Source organism: Gemmatimonadota bacterium, assembly GCA_026706845.1.
Lineage (GTDB): Bacteria > Latescibacterota > UBA2968 > UBA2968 > UBA2968 > VXRD01.
This window is the reverse complement of the sequence record JAPOXY010000210.1, coordinates 1-19,997: the sequence shown is the minus strand read 5'-3', so window position 1 is coordinate 19,997 and position 19,997 is coordinate 1. Positions and strand designations below refer to the sequence as shown.

Below are 19,997 nucleotides of genomic sequence, written 5' to 3'. Positions count from 1 at the left end.
AGAAGTGTGAAGTACCAGCGTGAACTGGCCTGAGAGTTGCCACTATGTCTAATCGCTATTCCATTCCCGCGGCGACATGCCGCGTAGAGGATAAAATTAAGCGCAGTCGATTTATTACTACTCTGGCGCATACACTGGCACGAGAAGACGCTCGCGTGTTTATCGATCAAATTCGCGCCGAATTTCCAGATGCTTCACACAATTGCTGGGCATTTCTGATCGGGCCACCAGGTACGACTGGCAATGTGGGAATGAGCGATGATGGAGAGCCGCACGGTACGGCTGGTCGTCCTATGCTGACTGTGCTGACGCATTCGGGTCTTGGCGATGTGGTAGTGGTGGTGACGCGCTATTTTGGCGGGACAAAGTTGGGCAAGGGCGGGCTTGTGCGGGCTTATTCAGGTGGCGTTCAACACGCGCTTGAGAAGGTTCAGTGTGCGGAGCGCGTGACATGGATCGCTGTTTTGGCGACGATTGGCTACGCGAGCTATAAATCTTTCAAGCGGTTGCTGCCGGATTTTGAGGTGCGTGTTGTCGCTGAAGATTTTGGGACCGATATTACATGCGAACTGGCCGTGCCCGCAGAACAAATTGCGCCTTTTAAACAGGCGGTGGGGAATCTCACGAGAGGACAGGCACAGGTTGAGGAGGTGTGAGGCGAATTATGTCTTATCCCGCAATAACCTGGGCAAGCGCGTGTTGGGATTGATGCCGATGGCGTGTTTGCCAGTCAAGAGCGCGGTGAGGTCTGCGCCCAAAAATTCGCGTCGCCAACCTGTGTGCAACGGATTATTCGTCGCATTTTTTTGGGGGGAAATGAATTCTTTGACTTCTGATCGGGATGCCACCATTGCGATGTCGATCCCTTCTGATAGACATTGTCCTCGCAAGAAAGCCATGGCGAGGTCGAGACGCGCATCCTCAAAGGGGTCGGGTCGCACAGGTGGAGATATGGGTGGGCAATTTTTTTCATCGATTGCCAATCCGCGCTGTACAGCGTTGAGGAGACTGTTGCCGTACTGATTTATGGTTGCTCTTGAGATACCCCGCAATCGTTTTAACGACTGAATTGATCGCGGCTTGCGCCGGGCAATTTGCACGATGGCGTCATCGCTTATCACGCGATTTCTGGGTCGATCTACTTGTCGTGCTTTTTCTTCTCGCCAGGTGGCCAGTTCGCGCACGATGGCCATGTCGCGTCTCGAAAGGCGCCCCATGCCTTTTATGCGCGTATATTGTTCTTCGGGGGCGCGGTCGTCATACAATTTGGCAATATCGTACTGACGGAGTTCTTCGGCCAGCCAGTTTTCTCGGTCTCGACGATGAATGTCGGTCAGGAGATGTTCGCGCAGGGCGGGTAAATATCGCACGTCATCCAGGGCATAGGCGAGTTGTTTGTCCGATAATGGTCGCCTCAGCCAGTCTGTGCGCGTTTCTGTTTTGGGCAGTTGTATATTGAGACACATGCGCAACAAATTGCCCAGCGATAGGTTTGAACTCAAGCCAGCGAAGCCCGCTACACAACGCGTGTCAAATATATTGCAGGGAATAGCATTTGTTATCCGTCTCAATATCCAGAGGTCTTGCTGTGCATCGTGCAAAATTTTGACGGTGTGGGGGTCTGATAATAAGGTTCCCAGAGGCGATAGATCCGATAATGTGACGGCATCTATCAGGTGGCAATCATTTTCTGCAAGTCCCACCTGTATAATGCCCAGGCGTGGATAATAGGTTTGTTCCCAGACAAATTCTGTATCAATGCCCACACAGGGCGCGTTTAAGGCGCGGTTGACAAGGGTTTCGAGCGCGTCGGGTGTATTGATTAGTGGCATGAAAAATCCGTTCTGATTAATATGTTGAGATCAAGGTATCACATCACGCGCTTAATATCAAGTACGGAACTTGTGCCTTATATATTATATAAAGGAGTTTGTATGAATTATCGACAATTAGGCAAAGACGGTGCCGACATCCCGGTTATTGGCCTGGGTGCCTGGCCAATTGGCGGCGGTATGGGCAATATGGACGATAGGGATTGTATTGACACTGTGCGTACTGCTATTGACAGCGGTATTACTCTGCTCGATACTGCACAGGCATATCGCACCAGCGAGGCCACACTGGGCAGAGCGCTCAAAGATGGCTATCGCGAGCGGTGTTTTCTCGCCACAAAAGTCAGTCGTCAGTATTCTCGAGAGGATATTGAAAATGCCATTGAAAATAGCCTGCGAAATCTCGATGTCGATTACGTAGATTTGTATCAAATCCACAGTTGGAACCCGCAATATCCCATTGAAGAGAGTATGGAAACCATGGCCCGGCTGCAAGAACAGGGCAAGACGCGCTTTATCGGGGTTTCCAACTTCAATGCGGCACAGATGCAACAGGCGTACGATATTGCCCCATTTCATTCGAATCAACCGCGCTACAATATGTTTGACCGGAATATTGAAGCCGAAGACCTGGATTTTTGTAGACAAACGGGTATTGGTATTCTCGCGCATAGTCCCCTGGGGAAAGGTTTGCTTACGGGCAAATACGCATCCGGCCACGTCTTTTCCGAAGACGACGAGCGCGCGAATTCATCTCGCTTTCAAGGCGATCTCTTCGCCCGTTATCTCGCAGTGGCAGATGAGTTACAGTCTGTCGCCGCAGATAAGAATATGACTATGGTGCAACTCGCCATTGCCTGGCTTCTTCGCCGCGAGGAGGTAACATGTGTGCTCGTTGGTGCGAAAAATCCCGATCAGGTCAAAGAACACGTCGATGCGGCAGATGTCGAGTTTTTGGATGATGAATTGGAACGTATTGAAAAAATTTTGCAAGATACGCCGAGTGGCTTTTAGGAGGTTTATCATGATTATTGATCCCCATCTCCATGTATGGAGTGATGACGAGGAAACCTATCCCTACGGTCCCAGCCAGCCCCACGAGGCGGGTTCGGTCGAGCTTTTGTTTGAGACGATGGCGGACGCAGGGGTGGATAAAGCGGTTATTGTTCAGCCGATTCACTATCTTTTTGATAATCGGTATGTTGCCGATTGTCTCAAGCAGTATCCGGATAAGCTGGCGGCGCAGGCGCTTGTGGATCCCACGTCACCCGATGCTGCAGATGAGTTGGAGCGTTTGCACAGGGAAGAGGGTTTTGGCGGGATGCGCATTCATTTGTCGCGTTATGGAGATCCCGCAGGTCTGGCGGCGTCTGATAAAGATCCATTGTGGGCGCGTGCCCGGGATCTGGGCCTGTGTTTCAATCTGTTTGGTGGGGCTGAGGATCACGCGCCTGTTGAACCCATTATTGCCCGTTTTCCGGAGGTCAATGTTGTGGTTGATCACATTGCCGGTATTCCCGTGGATGAGCCGGATCCCAAGCCCTTGCTGACCAATTTGCTCAATTGGGGACAATATCCCAATGTTCATGTTAAGATTTCCAATGTGGGACAGCGGTCCAATATGCCCTATCCGCACCGCGATACGCACGATATGATCAAGCGCGTTTACGCTGTGTACGGTCCAGAGCGTTTGATGTGGGGTACGGATTTTCCCCATGTGTTCAGGAGTTGTGGGTACAAAGGGTCTCTGGATTTGATACGCGACCACATGTTCTTTAACGACGACGACCTCGAATGGATTTTGTGTAAGACGATTCTCAAACTGTGGTCTTTTGATGAAGGAGGATGAGGATCCGGTGGGATTTCTCGAAAAATAAAAGAGCCATAACATTCAGGTGTTATGGCTCTTTCTGTTTTTCTGGTTAATCGCTATCCCAGTGCTTCGAGATATTCTTCGCCTTTGTGTTCGCGCAGCCAACTTTTGAGGGGGACGTCGGCTTCTGTGGGTTGCCACCATCCTTTGACATCTATGCCATCGCCGAGTAGCTGGCGGCGGATGGGGTCGCATTTGCTCAGTATATTTTCGGGCATGAGGTTGTAATCCAGCCCCCGCAGCCAGCGATAACTGTAGCCAAAGAACAATACGCGGCGCGTGACGTCGGATGTGTTAATCCCCCGTCGGTGCCACATTCTGCGGTCAAAGAGGACGGCTGTTCCCGCTTTGACACATACGGGTAACACGCCTTCGCCAGCATCGGAGCCTTCGGGTTTTGTGTCCAGTTTGTGACTGCGCGGCACAATTTGCATTGCGCCGTGTTCTGGGGTGTCAACATCGCTTAACCAGTAGCTGATTTTCAGGGATAGACGCGGGTGGGGGCGTTCCATCTCGGGTACAGGGCGCCCGCCGTCTTGATGCCAGCCGCCCTGGTGTATTTTGTCTTTCTTTTGCTCGGGGGGATATACGATTAGATGGGAGATATAGAGCTGGATATTCCATCCCAGGATATCCCATAATAGCGGGAATGTTTTGGGATTATCGAGTAATTCCAGAAAGACATCGTCTTCCACTACGGTTCGGAATTTTTTCAATAATGCATCTGGTTTCAGTCCTTTTGCCTCGCGTTCCCGCGCTTCTACCCGATCGACGGCGTCATTCAATCGCGCGAGCAGGTCGGGTGATAGGGCGTCTTCGACGATCAAATATCCTTCGTCATTAAATTGCCTGAGTTGCGCTTCTGTAGCGCAGTGTTGCAACCATTTTTTTTTCGTCCATGGTGTTCTCCTTTGGTGTGTTCGCCTATCTCCTGCGGCTGTGTTGTGGATACTTCTTCCTCTTTTACACTTCTACCTTCACCCTTCACCCTTCTCACCCTCGCCTGCTGATCATGATGGTGGCACAGGTGATATTTTGTGCGAGAACCGGTGCGAGTTGTCCAAATTGTCTGCGGTTTTTGTCAATGCGCTCCAATCCCAAAATCGCCAGGTCGTAATTATTTGCCATATCTGTAATTGCCTCGAGGGGTTTGTTGTGGCGCACCACCAAGGCATCGGCTCTGTTGGGGACTTCTTCATTTGCAAATTGCAGGAGTCTGCGCTGTGCGCGGTCACGCTGAAAATCACTGGTGTGTTCGGGCAATACTTGCAAAAACGTGACTTCGCGTTTGCCCGTGCGGCACAGACTGCCCAGCATACGGGCGCGAAATTTGTCGTGGGCACCAAGCCCACGCGTAGGCACCAGTACGCGATGTACGTTCTTTAAGTGCCAGCCCGATGGCGCGTGTAATACCACCACGTCGCATGCCACAGAACTGATGAGTTCTTCCAGGTGGGCACTGTTGACGTCGCTCAAACCCAATAATAAACTCTCGCAGCGGTGCACGCGAGAAACCCGCGCAATCTCGGGCCAGGGTTGTGGCGCGATGGTCATCAGTGCTTCGGGTGCCATTCCAGCGGCAAACGAGGCTGTTACGGCTTCTCTAAGTACTGTCTGTGTGTCGCGCAAGGTATGAGGTGGTTCTTCCTCGCGCCATCCCTCTTCTGGGGTAGCTACTACTGATAATAACAATACGCGTCCCACGCCTGGCGGTGCGAGCGCGTGGGCAACTGCGACCATGGCAGAGGCATTTTGAGGATTGGCCACGGGTACGAGGACCAAGGGGCTGCGACCGCGCATTTGGAGCAGTTGTGGGTCGAGTGCTTCGGCAGAGGCATCTACGACGCGGGCGCGACGCGCCAGTAATGCCCAGTACAATAATCCGCCCAGTCCCAGCCACACCGCCGAGATCAAGCCAGCGGTTGGCACGGATATGGCCTGAAAGAGTGCCAATCCGGCGCAGCACAGACCGCCTGTGACGGGAATGAGGGGAAATAATGGCGTGTGGAATGGTGCGGGTGTTCGCCGTCGCGTTCGGGCCAGGATGCTGGTCCAGTGCGTCATGGCAAAAGAGATGAGGAAAATCAAACTCGCCGCAGCGCCAGCAGCCGCTACATCGGGCACGACCATCAGCAGGATTGCCATTGTCAGAGCACTGACACAGATTGCGGTTATAGGTGTTTTATAGCGAATGTGTACTTCGCCGATGGGTGCGGGAAGGGTGCGGTCTTGTGCCATGGTGAGGGCTACGCGGGAAGCCGCGAGCAAATTGGCCTGTAGTGCCGATAGCATGGACAAGATGGCGGCGACCAGTACGAGCCAGAAACCCGTTTCACCCAGGAAATGTCGCGCCGCGAGAGCCACCACGACTTCGGGATGGTTGGCGCTCAGGCCACCTATGGTCTGTCCAGGTGGGACACCCACAGTCGCGATAACAAAGAGCAAGGGCAGATAGACGCCCAGAGCCGCTGCGAGAGACAAGAGCATGGCCCGCGGCAATGTGCGTTCGGGGGTGCGTACTTCGCCGGCAACGGCGGCGATGAGATCAAAACCCTGGAGGGCAATAAAGGTGTATCCCATGGCTTGAAAAAATCCCGTTGTTCCATGGGTGAGAAATGGGGTCAGGCTGGCGTGTATGGCCCCCAGACTGCGGCCCGTGAGTGCCCATAGACCGCCGCCGATGAGTACGGCGAAGACGGCCATTTTTGCAAAGTTGATCCAGTTGTCCCCGCCTCCGCTCGTGCGAATGAGACCGAAGGTATAATAGGCGGTTGCACCTATGGCGAGTGTTGCGACCATCGCCTGTCCAAGGAGCCATTCTGGTGCAACGCCAAAGAGAAGCCGCACACATTCTTGCAGTGCTATGGCAGCATAGGATGCAAACCCCATTGCGTAGAGTACGCCGGCGACGATGGATGCAAACCAGCCTACCCATCCAAAAGCGAAAGCCGCGCGTACGGATAATACGTTTTTGGCAAATGTATAGGTGCCGCCGGACTGAGGGAATGCAGTTGACATTTCGGCAAAGCTCAATGCAGTCAGTACGGCAATTACACCATTGGCCGCAAAGACGAGCAGTGTCGCCGGTCCAGTGGTCGCATAGGCCACGCCTGCAAGTGCCAGTATGCCGCCTCCGACGATGGCACCAATGCCCACGCCCGTAGCACCTGCCAGACCTATGGAACGTTCTATGGTTCCCTGTTTGTTCATTGTTTTATTGTGAGGCTTTGGGAAAGTCTCCTGGCTGGTGGAATTTACCGTTTTCGTTCTGGACGAATTCGGGGGGGAATGCGGTGCAGATTTGGCCGCTTTTCATGCCCCAGCGGTGTAGCGGACGCATGCGCCTGGCGTTGATTTTGGGGTTTGTCCATACGCCCGCTATGGCTATGCGGCTGTTTGGGCTGGGGTTTGGCGGGCTGTAATGCCACAGGCTGCTGTGCCAGCAGACCACGTCGCCCGGGTTGAGTTCGATGTGTTCTGTGCCGCATTGTTTTATGCGCGTTTTTACGAGGTCTCGGGGCAGTTCACCGTGAATGCTGTCTTCATACATGACGTGTTGTACTATCTCACCTTTGTGACTGCCTGGAACAAATTGCATACATCCATTTTCACGGGTTGCCGGGTCGAGTGCCATCCACGCATTAAAGGGTTCGGTTTCTCCGTCTCGCCAGAGGCCGTTGTCCTGGTGCCAGGGTGTTGCGCTGCCCGTTTTGGCGGGTTTTACAAATACGCTGTTGAATTTGACGATGATGTCGTTGCCCAGGAAATATCGCGCCAGGGCGAGCATTTCTCGTCCGGTGTGAAATGTGTGCCAGATGAGGGGGGATTCGACGCAAAAATTGCCGAGTTTTCGAAATCGCAGGGCGCGCGCTTCGGGGGTGTCGCCCATGGGGTCCATGGGGTCTGGATTGGGGTTGCCGCTTGGCTCGGGTTTGAGCAGTTCGTTTTTTATGACGCCGCGCATGTCAAAAGCAGTGTCTTCTGGTACGACGTTGTGCTCGATAAAGAATCCCTTTTCTTCCCATTGGTGTTTTTGTTCAGCGGTGGGTTTCCATTTATTCATGGTATCGATCTCCTTTATGTAGAATACAAATAATCCGACATTTCTGAGTTTGTCAAGTTTTTAGAATTATCAGGCTATGGATTTTGGGGTTTACAGGGGTGGGGTGATCCGTTAAATTGATTTTAAACTTAAACATGGAGGTGCGTTATGTTGATTGCTACGTCGCGAACAGTGCATGCGGGTTTTGAGGAGCAGGACGCTCCTTTTCAGATTCTGGAAGGCGATGTTGCCGCGCTTGCCAAGGGCGATGTTTATCGCGTTGTTGCTCTCAAGAGTGGTGATTTGTTTGTGTGTACCGAAACGGGGTCCCAGACGGTTGCCACGGGTATTGAAGAGGATATCGAGTGTTTGATTATTGTTGACGAAGAACCCCTGCGTTTGCTTATCGGTACGGGCGAGTCTCGTATTTATTGTTATGATGATGGGAAGACGTATCGGGTTGAGTCTTTTGACCAGCTTTCGGTGCGCGATAAGTGGTACACGCCCTGGGGTGGTCCACCCGATGTGCGCAGTTTTGCCAGGACAACGGATGGCTGGGTTTATGCCGATATTCACGTGGGTAGTATTATGCGCTCGGCAGATTGCGGTGAGACATGGGAGCCTGTGACGCCGGATTTGCACGATGATGTGCATCAGGTGGCTACTTCGCCCCGAGACGATGACCGCGTGTATGCGAATACGGCGCGTGCAGTGTTTGTGAGCGATGACCGCGGGAGGTCGTGGTCCCATCGGTCTGAGGGTTTTCCCTATTATTACGGTCGCGCTATTGCCGTACATCCCGATGATCCGGATTGTGTGCTAGCTACGGTGAGCAAGGGGCCACACGGAGAGGCTTCAGGGCAGCTTTACCGCTCGGATGATGCAGGTGGTACATGGGAACACGTTACAGAGGGTTTTCCAGGTACGGTTCCGCACAATATCGATACGTTCCATATCGCGTTTTCAAAGGATGGGTGTGCATGGGCTGCTGTTGGTAAGACGCTTTATACCAGTCAGGACCGGGGTAAGTCATGGGAAAGCGCATGGGAGGCATCAGAGAAGATACGGATGATTGCGTAAAAACACAGGAGTATTTATGGCACATCACAATTTTAGCCCCACGCATTATTACACGACCATTGGAGCCCACGATCCGGTTCTTACCATTGCAAGTGGCGATACGCTTTCGACCACGACGGTTTGTGCGGGTGGCAGGGATATGACGGGCGAGCAGGTGACCGAGGGAGGTAATCCCCAGACGGGTCCTTTTTATATTGACGGTGCAGAGCCGGGGGATTCGATTTCGGTTGTGTTTGATTATTTGATGCCCAATCGCTCGCATGGATATACGTCTGCGCGCGTTGCGCCCAATGTGCTCGATCCGGGTTATGTGCCCAGGTTTGAGGATGATATTGCGCGGGTTTTATGGGAGATCGATTTTGAAAATCGCACGGCACGCCCTGTAGAGGTTTCTCACAACCGCGACCATACCACGCCCGGTTATGGCAGTCCCGCTACTCGTCCATTGAGGGATCTGATTTTACCACTTAATCCGCATCCCGGATGTTTTGGGGTTGCGCCGCCGCGGGGGCAGGCGATTTCGACGGCGACTTCATCCACGCACGGTGGGAATATGGATTACAAGCGCTTCAACGAGGGTACGACGGTTTATTTGCCGGTTTTTGTCGAGGGCGCGCTTTTTCACATTGGCGATGGGCACGCGCTTCAGGGCGATGGTGAAATTGTGGGTACGGGTGTTGAAATTTCTTTTGATGTCCGTTTTACAGTTCATCTGCACAAGGGTAAGACTATTGAGTGGCCGCGGGGTGAAAACGATACGCATATTTTTACGGTGGGCAATGCCCGTCCGCTCGATCAGTGCGTAGAGCACGCGACCACTGAAATGATCCGCTGGCTTGTGTCGGATTTTGGGCTGGATGAGCGCACCGTGCATGTGTTGTTGGGCGAAGCCGTTGAATACGATATGGGCAATATGTATGATCCCGCTTATACTTTTGTTTGCAAAATTCCCAAGCAAGTTCTCGAAACTCTGGGCGCGACCCGCGCGTAGTATGCGATGAAAAAATCTCACTGGATTATTTCCCCGTCTGTCGATTTGTGCTGTATTTCACTCGGATGGCTGGTCTTTTTTGTCGTTCCTTATCTGCTCTCTGACCTCAGTGAGACATTCCGTCTCATTGCGGTCACGTCATTTGTTGCCCACCGGTATTTCACTTTTCCTCTCGTTTATCTCGACCGCATTGAATTTGAACGTCGGCGGTTGATTTATCTCATAACTCCGGTGCTGTGTCTGGGGTTTGTCGCCTTATGTTATTATTTTCGGGTTGAAGAGCCCGAGATGTTCGCGTTCTGGTATCTTTTCAATTATTTCCATTTTGTTCGTCAAAAGTACGGCATTTTGCGGATTTATTCCGGGAAGGGACAATGGGGGCACAAACAGCTCGATGCGTGGACTTCGTATCTCTGGGGCATTGCGGGCTTTGGGTATCTGTTTGCGTTTCAGGCCGATGTCGAAGGCCGCGTTATGCATTATTTGCATACGCTTATCGGGACGCCGCTTCCTCCTGTGGGGGCGCAAGGGATATATGTCGCGGCTATCGCTGTGACTATTGCGTGGCTTATTTACGAGTTTCGGGGCGTGCAGATCAACTGGCCCAAATTGCTTTTTTTTGCTTCGGTCGCGTTCATGTATGGCGTTGTGCCCATTTTGTCGTCAGACGCGCTTTTTATTGCGACCAGTTTTAGCCATGCCGCGGAATATATCGCCCTTGTCGCGCTTACGGTTCACAATAAGGCAAAACTCGATGCGTTTGCGTCGCCTGTGCTGACGCGCGCGGGAAAGCGTATTGTTCCCTATACTGCGGGTTTTATTGTTGTGGTCAGCGGTTTGTTATATGGCCTCAAGTTTCTTTCTCTTCCGATTTTTCTCGTTTTTACGTATGGCACGTCGTTTATGCATTTTATTTACGATGGCATGATCTGGAAGTTGCGTCGTCCCCGCGTTGCGCGGGAGGTTGGCGCGGCGATGAGCGATGGACGATGAGCGATGGACGATGCGCAGAAACGCCATTTGAAGGATATCGACCGCGCGGTTGTCTGGCATCCGTTTACGCAGATGCGGGATTATGCGGATGAGGACCCTGTTATTATTTCGCACGGCGATGGTGTTTATCTCGTGGATATTGACGGCAATCGCTATCTGGATGGGTTTTCGTCTATGTGGTGCAATGTGCACGGGCATCGCGTTGCGGAGATTGACGGGGCTATTTGCGCGCAACTCGACCGCGTGGCGCACAGTACGCTGTTGGGTTTGTCCAATATTCCGGCTGTTCAACTTGCGGAGAAGCTGGTGCAGATCGCGCCGCGGGGGCTCAGTCGGGTTTTTTTTTCGGATAGTGGCGCGACTGCGGTTGAAGTTGCGGTTAAGATGGCGTTTCAATACTGGCAGCAGCGGGCACATCCGCGTCGAGAGAAGGACTCTTTTTTGCATCTGACGGAGAGCTATCACGGCGATACGATTGGCTCGGTGAGCGTGGGGGGGATCGCGCATTTTCACCAGGTGTATCGGCCTTTGCTTTTTTCTTCTGTTGCTGCGCCTGTTCCGCATCCCTACCGGTGTGAGTACTGCAATGGGTCGTGTGATAGGACGTGTTTTGATACTCTGGAGAAGGTCATTGCCGAGCATGCGGATTGTCTCGCGGCTTTTATCGTGGAGCCGCTCGTGCAGGGAGCAGGGGGCATGCTTATGCATCCGCCGGGTTTTCTCAAACATGCGGCTGAGTTGTGCGATAGATACGATGTGCTTCTGATTGTGGATGAGGTCGCTACGGGTTTTGGTCGCACCGGGAAGATGTTTGCCTGTGAACACGAAGATGTCGCGCCCGATTTGCTCTGCCTGGGCAAGGGGCTTACCGGGGGGTATCTTCCGGTGGCGGCTACGCTTGCGACGGATGAGATTTACGATGCGTTTTTGGGCGATTATGAGGAGATGAAGACTTTTTTTCACGGGCATACTTACACGGGCAATCCGCTCGGTTGCGTGGCTGCGCTTGCGACGATAGAGAAATTTGAGACAGATCGCACGTTGGAGAGATTGGAATATAAGATCGCGTATCTCGCGGAGCAGTTGCAGCGGTTCAGGGATCTGGCACATGTGGGGGATGTTCGTCAGAGGGGTTTTATTGTGGCTGTTGAACTGGTGTTGGATGCGGAGAATAAAACGCCGTATCCCTTTGAGGACCGTATAGGGCATCGGGTGTGCGATGTTGCCCGAGAAAATGGGCTTCTCATTCGCCCACTGGTCAATACGGTTGTTCTTATGCCTCCTTATGCTATTTCCAAAGGCGAGATAGATCAGATGATAGATATTGTTTGCGATGCGATTATAGCTGTTACAGAAGGGGATGAGAGGTGACGCGGGGGATTTTTGTGACGGGTACGGATACGGAGATCGGAAAGACGGCGATTACAGCCGGGTTGGCTGCGGTGCTGAAAAGGCGGGGGATCGATGCAGGGGTTATGAAGCCGATTTCTGCGGGTGGTCGCGCAGATGCAGAGTTGTTAAGACGGGCTGCGCAATCTGACCAGTCTCTGGATACGATCAATCCAATTTTCTTGCGCGATCCGCTTTCGCCGAATATTGCGGCTGCGCGGGAAGAGAGGGTGCTCAATCTGGCATCTGTTTTTGACGCTTTTGATCGTCTTTCGAAAGTTCACGATTATTTGCTCGTCGAAGGTGTGGGCGGTCTTCTGGTGCCGATTGCGGATGATTTTCTGGTGGTAGATCTCGCTGCGCGTTTCGATTTGTCTCTTCTTATTGTGGCTCGCGCAGCTTTGGGTACGATTAATCATACGTTGCTTACGATTGAGGCAGCGGAGGCACGCGGTCTTCAGATTAATGGTGTGATCTACAATACGCTGTCGCCGGGGGGACCAGATGTGTCGGCGCAGATGAGTCCAGAGGTTGTGACGCGCATTTCCGGGGTTCCGTCGGCGGGTACTGTCCCTTATGATCCGGATGTCGATGTGGATGCGATTTGCCTGGGGGGGATGGTGGAGCTGGTTGAGGCGCATGTTGATGTGGATTTGATTTTGGGTGAGTAAAGATACTGTGACGACTTTATATACTACGTCATTCAAGGGTATTGGGCAGGTTACTGTGCGGGAGTTGCGGTTTTGTTTTGGGGATCGCCTTTCCAATGTGCGGACAGACCGCGTGCGGGATTACGATCTGGTGCAGTTCAACTATCGGGGCGATCCGCTGGCGTTGCGCCAACTGGGGACTGTGGAGGATGTTTTTTTGCATCTTGCGGATGTGCCGCTGAGTGGAGAGCGGGAGGATCTCAATATCATAGGTGAGATACCCGATCTGATTCCGTCGCTCAATGTACACAGGCAGTTCAATGGGTTGCCCAGAGGGCGCACAAGGTATCGCGTTATTGTTCAGGCATCCATGCAGGGCTGGCAATCGTACCGCCGCAATCAGATGCAGGAGGCGGTTGAGCGGGCTGTGCATCGCCGCTTTCCCAGATGGCGTCTTGTGCCCGATGATGCCAATGTGGAATTGTGGTTGCAACAGACCGGCAGGCAGGTGCGTCTGGGGTTGCGCCTTACGGATCGCACGATGCGCCATCGCACGTATAAGACTGCGAATCGCCCGGCGTCGCTGCGTCCCACGATTGCGCGGGCACTCGTTCAGCTTACCCGTCCGGAAGATGGCGATGTTTTTCTGGATCCGATGTGCGGTGCGGGTACGGTTATGATTGAGCGCGCACTTGTGTGTCGCTATGCGCTGGTTCAGGGTGGGGATATTGACGAGCAAGCTGTTGCGGATACGCTGGAGAATTTTGGCAATCGCCACAAACCGCGCAATGTTTATCACTGGGATGCGCGTCAATTGCCTCTGCCCGATCAATCGGTTGACAAGGTTGCGACCAACCCGCCCTGGGGCCGTCAGGTTGGGTCTGTTTTTGAACTCCGCGCGCTCTATGAATCTGCTTTTGCAGAGATTGACCGGGTTTTGCGTCCCAATGGCGTTGTTGCGGTTCTTTCGAGCGAGTGGAATGTGATCAAGAGTGCGCTGGCGCAGACCAATTTGACGCTGATTGAACAGATTAAAGATATCGCGGTGCTGGGCCGGCGCGCCGATATTTTTGTCGCGCAGAAATTTGCAGTTTGACATTTTTCCTACAGGAGATCAAAGCTATGAACATATCTGAAGATATTGGAACCAGATTGCTCTTTGAAAATGATCGCGTGCGCGTTTGGGATCTCGCGCTTGCCCCGGGCGAGAGTACGGGTATGCATCGGCACGAGAATGACTATTTGTACGTGGTTATCGGCGGCGGGAAACTCCAGGGCGTCTCGTCAGATGGCGTCAAACGCGAGGCTCGCGATATGGAGGATGGGCAGGTGCAATGGCGAGATGTCGATGGCGAAGATGTACACGAGGCTATCAATGTGGGGGATGGACCCTGGCGGAATATTATTGTTGAGTTGAAGGGATAGGGGGCAAGTGGGCCGATTTCAATGGTAAAACTGCGTCGGGTGAAGGGCCGGGGTTTGTTGACACCTTTTTAGATTCGCGCTATATTGCTCGAAAGATCATGCTAATTTATGGAACGGGATAGGGCTTTATGGCACATTCTTTAGATACATCAGACGCCATCATTTCTGAAGCAATTATCGATCAGATTGTGCAAAAAATCGTGGATCAGGTCAATCCGTTGCAGGTGATTTTATTTGGATCTTATGCCAGGGGAATGCCTGCGACAGATAGCGATCTGGATTTGTTTGTAGTTGTCGAGTCGAATCTGCCCCGTCATAAACGATCCGCAAAAATTCGTCTGTTATTTTCGCCAGCCCCTTGCCCCCTGGATATTCTGGTTTATACACCGCAGGAAGTCGAAAGCTGTTCTGGAGTGGTCAATCATATTGTGACAAATGTGATGACAACGGGAAAAATACTGTATGAACGATCCCCAGACCGAGTTTGCACGTCAGTGGATTAAAAAAGCCGAAAACGATGTGATCACGGCGCGGCAAACCCTGGCATTAAAAGATGGCCCAACCGACACGCCGTGTTTTCATGCCCAGCAGGCAGTAGAAAAGTCTCTAAAAGCACTGTTGACTGTAAATGGCATTGTATTTCCCTATACACATGATGTGATTGCGTTGTTGGATATGTCCATTGATTTGATGGCTGAACTGGCATGCTTTCGGGAAGTTTGTGCAGAGCTTTCGGCTTATGGTGTTGATGTGCGCTATCCGGGCGATTTTGTGGATCCACCTCGTGAAGATGCCCATTCTGCTCTGAAGGTGGCGGAAAACATTACGTCTCTCATAAAAAATAAAGTGGATAGATTGCTTGCCAATGAATCCGGAGGTAGTTGCAACCAATAATTCCGTTGCACTGACCCATTCTATGCCGCTCTCCTATATCGGGAGGGCGGTATTTTTTGTACGTTGAAATCTACGCTACAGAAGGCCCGGGACTACGATGAATATAATGTCTGAATTTGTCCGTTTTAGCGCACATCAATGAAGTATTGAAAACTTTTTTGGGGACATAATAGACATTTATTTACTTATATTCTATAAAAAAATTTTAACATGTCTCCTTGCTAAGAATCCTTTTTAGGGTTATATTTTTGTCATCAACGTGAAAAATTGCTTTTTACTGCCTGTTTCTCTCGAAGAGAGGAGTTAAAATATGCGCATTAATCCTGATCGCCTCCGGTCTCTGCGTAAAAAGCAGAAGCTATCCATTGCTAAGCTGGCGGAAAAGACCAAGCGTGTAGATGTAGAACAGACTGGAATAACGGAAAAGACAATCCAGCGGATAGAAAGACAGTCCTCGCAAACGGCCCATGAACACACCGTAGAATGTCTGGCCAAGGCTCTGGACGTCGAAGCTGGTGTTTTGACGGATGAGTTACCTTTGCCGGATGTCGAGGGCCTGTTCACCGATGATTCGGGGCGCGGACAGATCAATGTGCAGATCGGACCAAAGATCCGGCTGGCTTATGATTTAATCCGGGAGCGATATGACGTCAATACGACTAATCTCGTCAGTATGGCCCCGCTGTTTTTTGCACTTTTGGCTTCGGGCAGCCTCGCGTGGCGAAAAGAAAAACTGAAGGGGGTGAAGGAGGCAATCAAGAGCCTGAAAGGTAATGATGATAATGAATGGGACATGTTTGCCAGGATTACGCTGCCACAAGAAAATATGGCAAAGATGGAGGATGAGTCTATCAGCAAGGAGGATATATTTGGGGAGGTCTTGGCAGAACGTTTCCGTCGGTTATTGGTTTCGATGCGGGATGATGTGCCATATCCAGCTGTGGCTGCAATGCGCAATGTGTTTGGCGATGAACAGTCGGCAGATCCAATACTGTCTCAGGATGAATGGGCGGATTTTTTATCATTTGCCGAGAATGAGGAGTGGGCTGAGTTCTATCGTTCAGCTAGTCCTTTTGTGCAATATCTGCGAAAGTTAGCGCGTGAAAACACCGATGAGATCAAGGTCGAGAGTGGTGATCTGTGGTCAAAGTACCCTGATTATATTATTTTTGATAATTATATTAATAGAATTTCTAATAATTCTCCGATGGCGCGGAAGGCTCTTGAATTCGGCCATGCACGGCTTTCGGAGATACCGGATGCGCTCCAGGCCGAAGACGCTGGTGAGAAGCGTGAGAAGTGGCTCAAAGAGAAATTGTGGGGTGGCCTGCACGGTTCTTACGGTCAGGCTGCTAATAATTCTCTGGTGGCGCAGATAGCTCTTGAATTCGGTTATGCACGGCTTTCGGAGATACCGGATGCGCTCCAGGCCGAAGACGCTGGTGAGAAGCGTGAGAAGTGGCTCAAAGAGAAATTGTGGGGTGGCCTGCACGGTTCTTACGGTCAGGCTGCTAATAATTCTCTGGTGGCGCAGATAGCTCTTGAATTCGGTTATGCACGGCTTTCGGAGATACCGGATGCGCTCCAGGCCGAAGACGCTGGTGAGAAGCGTGAGAAGTGGCTCAAAGAGAAATTGCCCGACGAATTGCTGGAATTAATGGCAGAGCCGAGGCGCGATGTTTTGGGTAAGGCGGAAAGGGAAAAGCGGGCTTATGAAAACTGGTGGAAAGCCTGGGAGACAGCAGAAAAAAAAAGGTTGGAGGAGTCTGATGCGATGGAGCACGGTGACGAGTCTTAACAAACAGGCCAATGTGGTAAGAGAAGGGATCGGATGAGCGGCTTATTTTTTCTCTCATTCAGGAACCATACGCCACAGAGGGCACAAGGGCTACGCTAAATCTAACGTCTGCGTTTGTCCGCTTTGGCGCACGTCAATGAAGTATTGAAAATTTTTTGGGGGACATAATAGACATTTATTTTATTTATATCCTTTTTTCAACGTCTAAAAGTCCCGATATAATCCCGAAATGTCCGTTGATAAAAAGTAAATTTCAGGTATATTTTAATTAAAGTCCGCGAAATAGGCTTGGAAAGGAGGTGAGCGAAATGCGTGAATGGTTGAGGTCGATTTGGCGAGAATGGGTTAAGCCGGCTCTGCAGGCCGTTCTGCGGGCCGTTGTTGTAACAGTTGCGACTGTGTACGCCAGCAATTGGGCCGAACGCAGGTGGAGCACTGCTTAATGCTTCCAGCAAAGTGGCGTGCCTTTTTGGTACGCCACTTCTTTTTCCAATACTTCGGACAGTTTTTAAGTGTAGAGTGTCGCTTTATGTTTTATTTTTAATTAAGCCTTACCTGCTGACATTAAAAAACAGAAAATTCAAAAAAATGACAAAAAACTACAAAGAGCCTTATTCTCTCCTACGCTTTGATGCTGATGCCGAATTGGTCGAGAGGGATCTGCGGAGAAAAAGATGGCTTTTTGTGGCCTGATTTCAGGCTCTGCAAGCCCTTTGTTTAGTTGCACCGAGAACAGTATTCGGAATTCGGCAACAGCATCTAAAATGGAGTAAGTCCAGACTTAAAAGGAGGAAGATATGAACAAAACGAATTGGATGAATCGTTATGATGAAATTTACAATGATGTCAGGGATGAACTTCAGGAATATGGTGATGATTATGCAGATAATAATGCTCACGATATTACAATAGAAAGAATCCAAAAATTACAAGAAGCAGAAGACGGTTATTGGGAAAGTCTAACGGCCCAACCCAATACTGACGTAATGGATGATGCTGGTAAAGAATGAACTGGAGTTACCCCGTTGTAGGAGTATTTAGGGCTTGGGTTTCAAGTCTGTGATTGATGCAGTTGTCTGCTGGCGATGGCAAGGTCATTATCGCTGGAGAACTTCTGTCTGGCCGATTTGTGGATCAAGGGCAGATGCAAGGCTGTGACAGCGTGTGTGGGAAGGGTTTTGGATGGGTGGCTTGAGCGGGGGTGGGTATCCTGTAAATCCTCACATCCCGCCCATCCTGATGAACTGGTCTGGAAATCGACCAGTTGTACACCGCTTCTGACAGGGGGATTAGCTGGCTTCGGACAAATGGCGCATATCTTTCACATGATCGCCCATTTATCGCTCAAAATATTCAGAGCGTGTTATGTGCCAAACAGGCAATCCTCAAATTCAAGTTGTGAACGAGAGCACAATACAGCATATTGAAGGCATAATGAGGTGCCTGAGTTTCTGAAAAGCCCTTTTATCGCGCAATTTTGTGATAATTGGCCTGATATTTGCTTGAGGTCTGACTGTTGCGTTTGTCCAAAATACGACCAACCCTCAGATCTGAGGCATCTCACATGGCCGAATTTGATACGATTTCCAAACACCTCATTCAGAAATATCCCCACGACTTTGCCGGCTTTACCCTCGGACGCGGGGACGTTGAAGTTCTTGCAGTCATTGACACGGAGCAATACACTGTTGAAGCACACCAAACCGATAGCCTGATTCGCGTGCGTATCGATGGTGAGGAGGTATTGGTCCACAACGAGTTTCAAACTACGGACAGCACCAATCTTCCTATGCCACGCCGCATGGCGGGCTATATCGGACGTGCTATTGAGCAGCACGGTCTGCCGATCTATTCCAATGTCATCTACCTGCGTCCCAATGCTGGGCAGCGCGATCTCGGATATTATGTCCAGGAGCATCTCGACTACGAAATCACGATTCGGTATCGCGTGATCAGACTGATTGAGATAGAAGGCGAGCGCGTCCTCGAATCGGGGCAATCGGGTCTGATCCCATTCACGCCATTGATGAAGCCACCTGAAGGGATGGCCTCGGATGTGTGGTTGCATCAGTGTATTCACACGGCTCGGACGCGCCCCATCGCTCGGTCATCCAGAGCCGATTATCTCGCAGGCATGGTGGCATTGAGCGAGTTAGTATATGCTTCTGAAACCATTTCTGATATCATATTTAAGGAGGGCATCATGGATCTGATCCGCGAATCATCACTTTTTCAATCCCTTACCCAGCAAAGCAGAGAGGAAAGTTTTGAACAGGGCAGAGAGGAAGGCAGAGAGGAAGGCAGAGAGGAGGGCATAGAGCAAGGGGGTAGAGAACGCGCTATTGAGGATATCCTCGACGTGTTGGAGATCCGATTTGATCTCCGCCAGACAGATCCCTTATCTGCTCGCATTTCAGCTATTGGAGATTTACAACGTCTCAAGCAGTTGCACCGTGCGGCGATAGAGGTGTCCAATCTTGATGAATTTGAACGCATGTTGGATTAAGCGACGTGATATGAAAAAAATATCATCCATCCCAATTTACACCATCGGTTACGGTAGCCGTTCTATTGAGCAATTCATCGAAGTACTACAACAACATGAAATTGCCTACCTTATCGATGTGCGCTCAGCTCCTTATTCTCGCTATAAACCCGAATTTTCTAAAGAGGCGCTGGAGGTGAAGTTGCAACAGCACCGGATTCGATATATGTTCATGGGCGACACGTTGGGTGGGCACCCCGATGACGAAACTTGTTATGATGCGAAAGGGCAGGTAAATTACGAAAAGGTAAAGGATACCAAAGTCTATCAGAGGGGACTTGAACGTCTCCAAACAGCCTTTGCTCAGCAACAATGTATTGCTCTCCTGTGTAGCGAGGGAAAGCCGGAACACTGCCATCGAAGCAAACTCATTGGAGCATCGCTCACGACACAGGATCTCCCCGTGATTCATATTGACGAAAACGACGAGCAGCAGACGCAGGATGACGTTATTGACCGTCTGACAAAAGGACAAATGTTTCTGT

Annotated in this window: 21 protein-coding genes; 17 read left to right on the top strand and 4 right to left on the bottom strand. The window is 51.1% G+C overall.

Features of this window, described 5'->3' with window-relative positions; all coding sequences use genetic code 11:
• The first annotated feature begins 44 nt into the window (after positions 1 to 44).
• Positions 45 to 656: a YigZ family protein gene (locus tag OXG87_19235; GenBank protein MCY3871688.1), complete on the top strand. Its 612-nt coding sequence runs from the start codon at positions 45 to 47 to the stop codon at positions 654 to 656.
• A 6-nt stretch (positions 657 to 662) separates the two neighbouring features.
• On the opposite strand, the gene rnd is transcribed toward OXG87_19235, so the two are convergent.
• The gene (gene rnd / locus OXG87_19230; protein MCY3871687.1) at positions 663 to 1,832 is read right to left on the bottom strand and encodes a ribonuclease D; all 1,170 of its coding nucleotides are present in this window, start codon (positions 1,830 to 1,832) and stop codon (positions 663 to 665) included.
• Positions 1,833 to 1,934: 102 nt separating this feature from the next.
• Here rnd and OXG87_19225 point away from each other — a divergent pair, with 102 nt between their 5' ends.
• Positions 1,935 to 2,846 (top strand): aldo/keto reductase, encoded by a 912-nt coding sequence (locus OXG87_19225; protein MCY3871686.1) that lies wholly within the window; start codon positions 1,935 to 1,937, stop codon positions 2,844 to 2,846.
• A 10-nt stretch (positions 2,847 to 2,856) separates the two neighbouring features.
• A complete protein-coding gene (locus OXG87_19220) occupies positions 2,857 to 3,681 on the top strand; it encodes an amidohydrolase family protein (protein MCY3871685.1) in 825 nt (274 codons plus the stop codon).
• Between the two features lie 80 nt (positions 3,682 to 3,761).
• Here OXG87_19220 and OXG87_19215 read toward each other — a convergent pair whose 3' ends face one another.
• The 3 genes from OXG87_19215 to OXG87_19205 all read right to left on the bottom strand — a co-directional run bounded on the left by OXG87_19215 (position 3,762) and on the right by OXG87_19205 (position 7,768).
• Positions 3,762 to 4,586 (bottom strand): phytanoyl-CoA dioxygenase family protein, encoded by an 825-nt coding sequence (locus OXG87_19215; GenBank protein ID MCY3871684.1) that lies wholly within the window; start codon positions 4,584 to 4,586, stop codon positions 3,762 to 3,764.
• Positions 4,587 to 4,698: 112 nt separating this feature from the next.
• Positions 4,699 to 6,915, bottom strand: coding sequence for an amino acid permease (locus tag OXG87_19210; protein MCY3871683.1), 2,217 nt, complete (start codon positions 6,913 to 6,915; stop codon positions 4,699 to 4,701).
• A gap of 4 nt (positions 6,916 to 6,919) precedes the next feature.
• Positions 6,920 to 7,768 carry a phytanoyl-CoA dioxygenase family protein gene (locus OXG87_19205; protein ID MCY3871682.1) on the bottom strand — a complete coding sequence of 283 codons (849 nt, stop codon included), beginning with the start codon at positions 7,766 to 7,768 and terminating at the stop codon, positions 6,920 to 6,922.
• 147 nt (positions 7,769 to 7,915) lie between these two features.
• Between OXG87_19205 and OXG87_19200 the strand changes: the two genes are divergently transcribed.
• The 14 genes from OXG87_19200 to OXG87_19135 all read left to right on the top strand — a co-directional run.
• Positions 7,916 to 8,827 carry a hypothetical protein gene (locus tag OXG87_19200; GenBank protein MCY3871681.1) on the top strand — a complete coding sequence of 304 codons (912 nt, stop codon included), beginning with the start codon at positions 7,916 to 7,918 and terminating at the stop codon, positions 8,825 to 8,827.
• 16 nt (positions 8,828 to 8,843) lie between these two features.
• Complete coding sequence (locus OXG87_19195; protein MCY3871680.1) at positions 8,844 to 9,818, top strand: acetamidase/formamidase family protein; 975 nt, start codon at positions 8,844 to 8,846, stop codon at positions 9,816 to 9,818.
• A gap of 6 nt (positions 9,819 to 9,824) precedes the next feature.
• Positions 9,825 to 10,811: a hypothetical protein gene (locus OXG87_19190; GenBank protein ID MCY3871679.1), complete on the top strand. Its 987-nt coding sequence runs from the start codon at positions 9,825 to 9,827 to the stop codon at positions 10,809 to 10,811.
• 3 nt (positions 10,812 to 10,814) lie between these two features.
• Complete coding sequence (gene bioA / locus OXG87_19185; GenBank protein MCY3871678.1) at positions 10,815 to 12,182, top strand: adenosylmethionine--8-amino-7-oxononanoate transaminase; 1,368 nt, start codon at positions 10,815 to 10,817, stop codon at positions 12,180 to 12,182.
• Entirely contained in the window at positions 12,179 to 12,871 is a 693-nt protein-coding gene (gene bioD, locus OXG87_19180; protein MCY3871677.1) for a dethiobiotin synthase, read from the top strand. Before bioA ends, bioD begins: the two co-directional genes overlap by 4 nt.
• On the top strand, positions 12,864 to 13,946 hold the full coding sequence (locus OXG87_19175) for a methyltransferase domain-containing protein (GenBank protein MCY3871676.1): 1,083 nt from the start codon (positions 12,864 to 12,866) through the stop codon (positions 13,944 to 13,946). The genes bioD and OXG87_19175 overlap by 8 nt, the downstream gene beginning before the upstream one ends.
• A gap of 26 nt (positions 13,947 to 13,972) precedes the next feature.
• Positions 13,973 to 14,275, top strand: a complete 303-nt coding sequence (locus tag OXG87_19170; GenBank protein MCY3871675.1) for a hypothetical protein — start codon at positions 13,973 to 13,975, stop codon at positions 14,273 to 14,275.
• A gap of 128 nt (positions 14,276 to 14,403) precedes the next feature.
• A complete protein-coding gene (locus tag OXG87_19165; GenBank protein MCY3871674.1) occupies positions 14,404 to 14,778 on the top strand; it encodes a nucleotidyltransferase domain-containing protein in 375 nt (124 codons plus the stop codon).
• Positions 14,738 to 15,169 carry a HEPN domain-containing protein gene (locus OXG87_19160; protein ID MCY3871673.1) on the top strand — a complete coding sequence of 144 codons (432 nt, stop codon included), beginning with the start codon at positions 14,738 to 14,740 and terminating at the stop codon, positions 15,167 to 15,169. The genes OXG87_19165 and OXG87_19160 overlap by 41 nt, the downstream gene beginning before the upstream one ends.
• Positions 15,170 to 15,479: 310 nt before the next feature.
• Positions 15,480 to 16,967, top strand: coding sequence for a helix-turn-helix transcriptional regulator (locus tag OXG87_19155; GenBank protein ID MCY3871672.1), 1,488 nt, complete (start codon positions 15,480 to 15,482; stop codon positions 16,965 to 16,967).
• 308 nt (positions 16,968 to 17,275) lie between these two features.
• Complete coding sequence (locus tag OXG87_19150; GenBank protein MCY3871671.1) at positions 17,276 to 17,410, top strand: hypothetical protein; 135 nt, start codon at positions 17,276 to 17,278, stop codon at positions 17,408 to 17,410.
• A 354-nt stretch (positions 17,411 to 17,764) separates the two neighbouring features.
• Complete coding sequence (locus tag OXG87_19145; GenBank protein MCY3871670.1) at positions 17,765 to 17,977, top strand: hypothetical protein; 213 nt, start codon at positions 17,765 to 17,767, stop codon at positions 17,975 to 17,977.
• A gap of 554 nt (positions 17,978 to 18,531) precedes the next feature.
• On the top strand, positions 18,532 to 19,473 hold the full coding sequence (locus OXG87_19140) for a hypothetical protein (GenBank protein MCY3871669.1): 942 nt from the start codon (positions 18,532 to 18,534) through the stop codon (positions 19,471 to 19,473).
• A 10-nt stretch (positions 19,474 to 19,483) separates the two neighbouring features.
• Positions 19,484 to 19,997, top strand: a 514-nt coding sequence (locus OXG87_19135; GenBank protein MCY3871668.1) for a DUF488 domain-containing protein, incomplete at its 3' end; no start/stop codon positions are given.

Excerpts from the sequence above, each read along its gene's own strand:
- OXG87_19235 (MCY3871688.1), top strand. The coding sequence starts at position 45 with ATGTCTAATCGCTATTCCATTCCCGCGGCGACATGCCGCGTAGAGGAT.
- rnd (MCY3871687.1), bottom strand. The coding sequence starts at position 1,832 with ATGCCACTAATCAATACACCCGACGCGCTCGAAACCCTTGTCAACCGC.
- OXG87_19225 (MCY3871686.1), top strand. The coding sequence starts at position 1,935 with ATGAATTATCGACAATTAGGCAAAGACGGTGCCGACATCCCGGTTATT.
- OXG87_19220 (MCY3871685.1), top strand. The coding sequence starts at position 2,857 with ATGATTATTGATCCCCATCTCCATGTATGGAGTGATGACGAGGAAACC.
- OXG87_19210 (MCY3871683.1), bottom strand. The coding sequence starts at position 6,915 with ATGAACAAACAGGGAACCATAGAACGTTCCATAGGTCTGGCAGGTGCT.
- OXG87_19205 (MCY3871682.1), bottom strand. The coding sequence starts at position 7,768 with ATGAATAAATGGAAACCCACCGCTGAACAAAAACACCAATGGGAAGAA.
- OXG87_19200 (MCY3871681.1), top strand. The coding sequence starts at position 7,916 with ATGTTGATTGCTACGTCGCGAACAGTGCATGCGGGTTTTGAGGAGCAG.
- OXG87_19195 (MCY3871680.1), top strand. The coding sequence starts at position 8,844 with ATGGCACATCACAATTTTAGCCCCACGCATTATTACACGACCATTGGA.
- OXG87_19190 (MCY3871679.1), top strand. The coding sequence starts at position 9,825 with ATGAAAAAATCTCACTGGATTATTTCCCCGTCTGTCGATTTGTGCTGT.
- bioA (MCY3871678.1), top strand. The coding sequence starts at position 10,815 with ATGGACGATGCGCAGAAACGCCATTTGAAGGATATCGACCGCGCGGTT.
- OXG87_19170 (MCY3871675.1), top strand. The coding sequence starts at position 13,973 with ATGAACATATCTGAAGATATTGGAACCAGATTGCTCTTTGAAAATGAT.
- OXG87_19165 (MCY3871674.1), top strand. The coding sequence starts at position 14,404 with ATGGCACATTCTTTAGATACATCAGACGCCATCATTTCTGAAGCAATT.
- OXG87_19160 (MCY3871673.1), top strand. The coding sequence starts at position 14,738 with ATGAACGATCCCCAGACCGAGTTTGCACGTCAGTGGATTAAAAAAGCC.
- OXG87_19155 (MCY3871672.1), top strand. The coding sequence starts at position 15,480 with ATGCGCATTAATCCTGATCGCCTCCGGTCTCTGCGTAAAAAGCAGAAG.
- OXG87_19150 (MCY3871671.1), top strand. The coding sequence starts at position 17,276 with ATGCGTGAATGGTTGAGGTCGATTTGGCGAGAATGGGTTAAGCCGGCT.
- OXG87_19145 (MCY3871670.1), top strand. The coding sequence starts at position 17,765 with ATGAACAAAACGAATTGGATGAATCGTTATGATGAAATTTACAATGAT.
- OXG87_19140 (MCY3871669.1), top strand. The coding sequence starts at position 18,532 with ATGGCCGAATTTGATACGATTTCCAAACACCTCATTCAGAAATATCCC.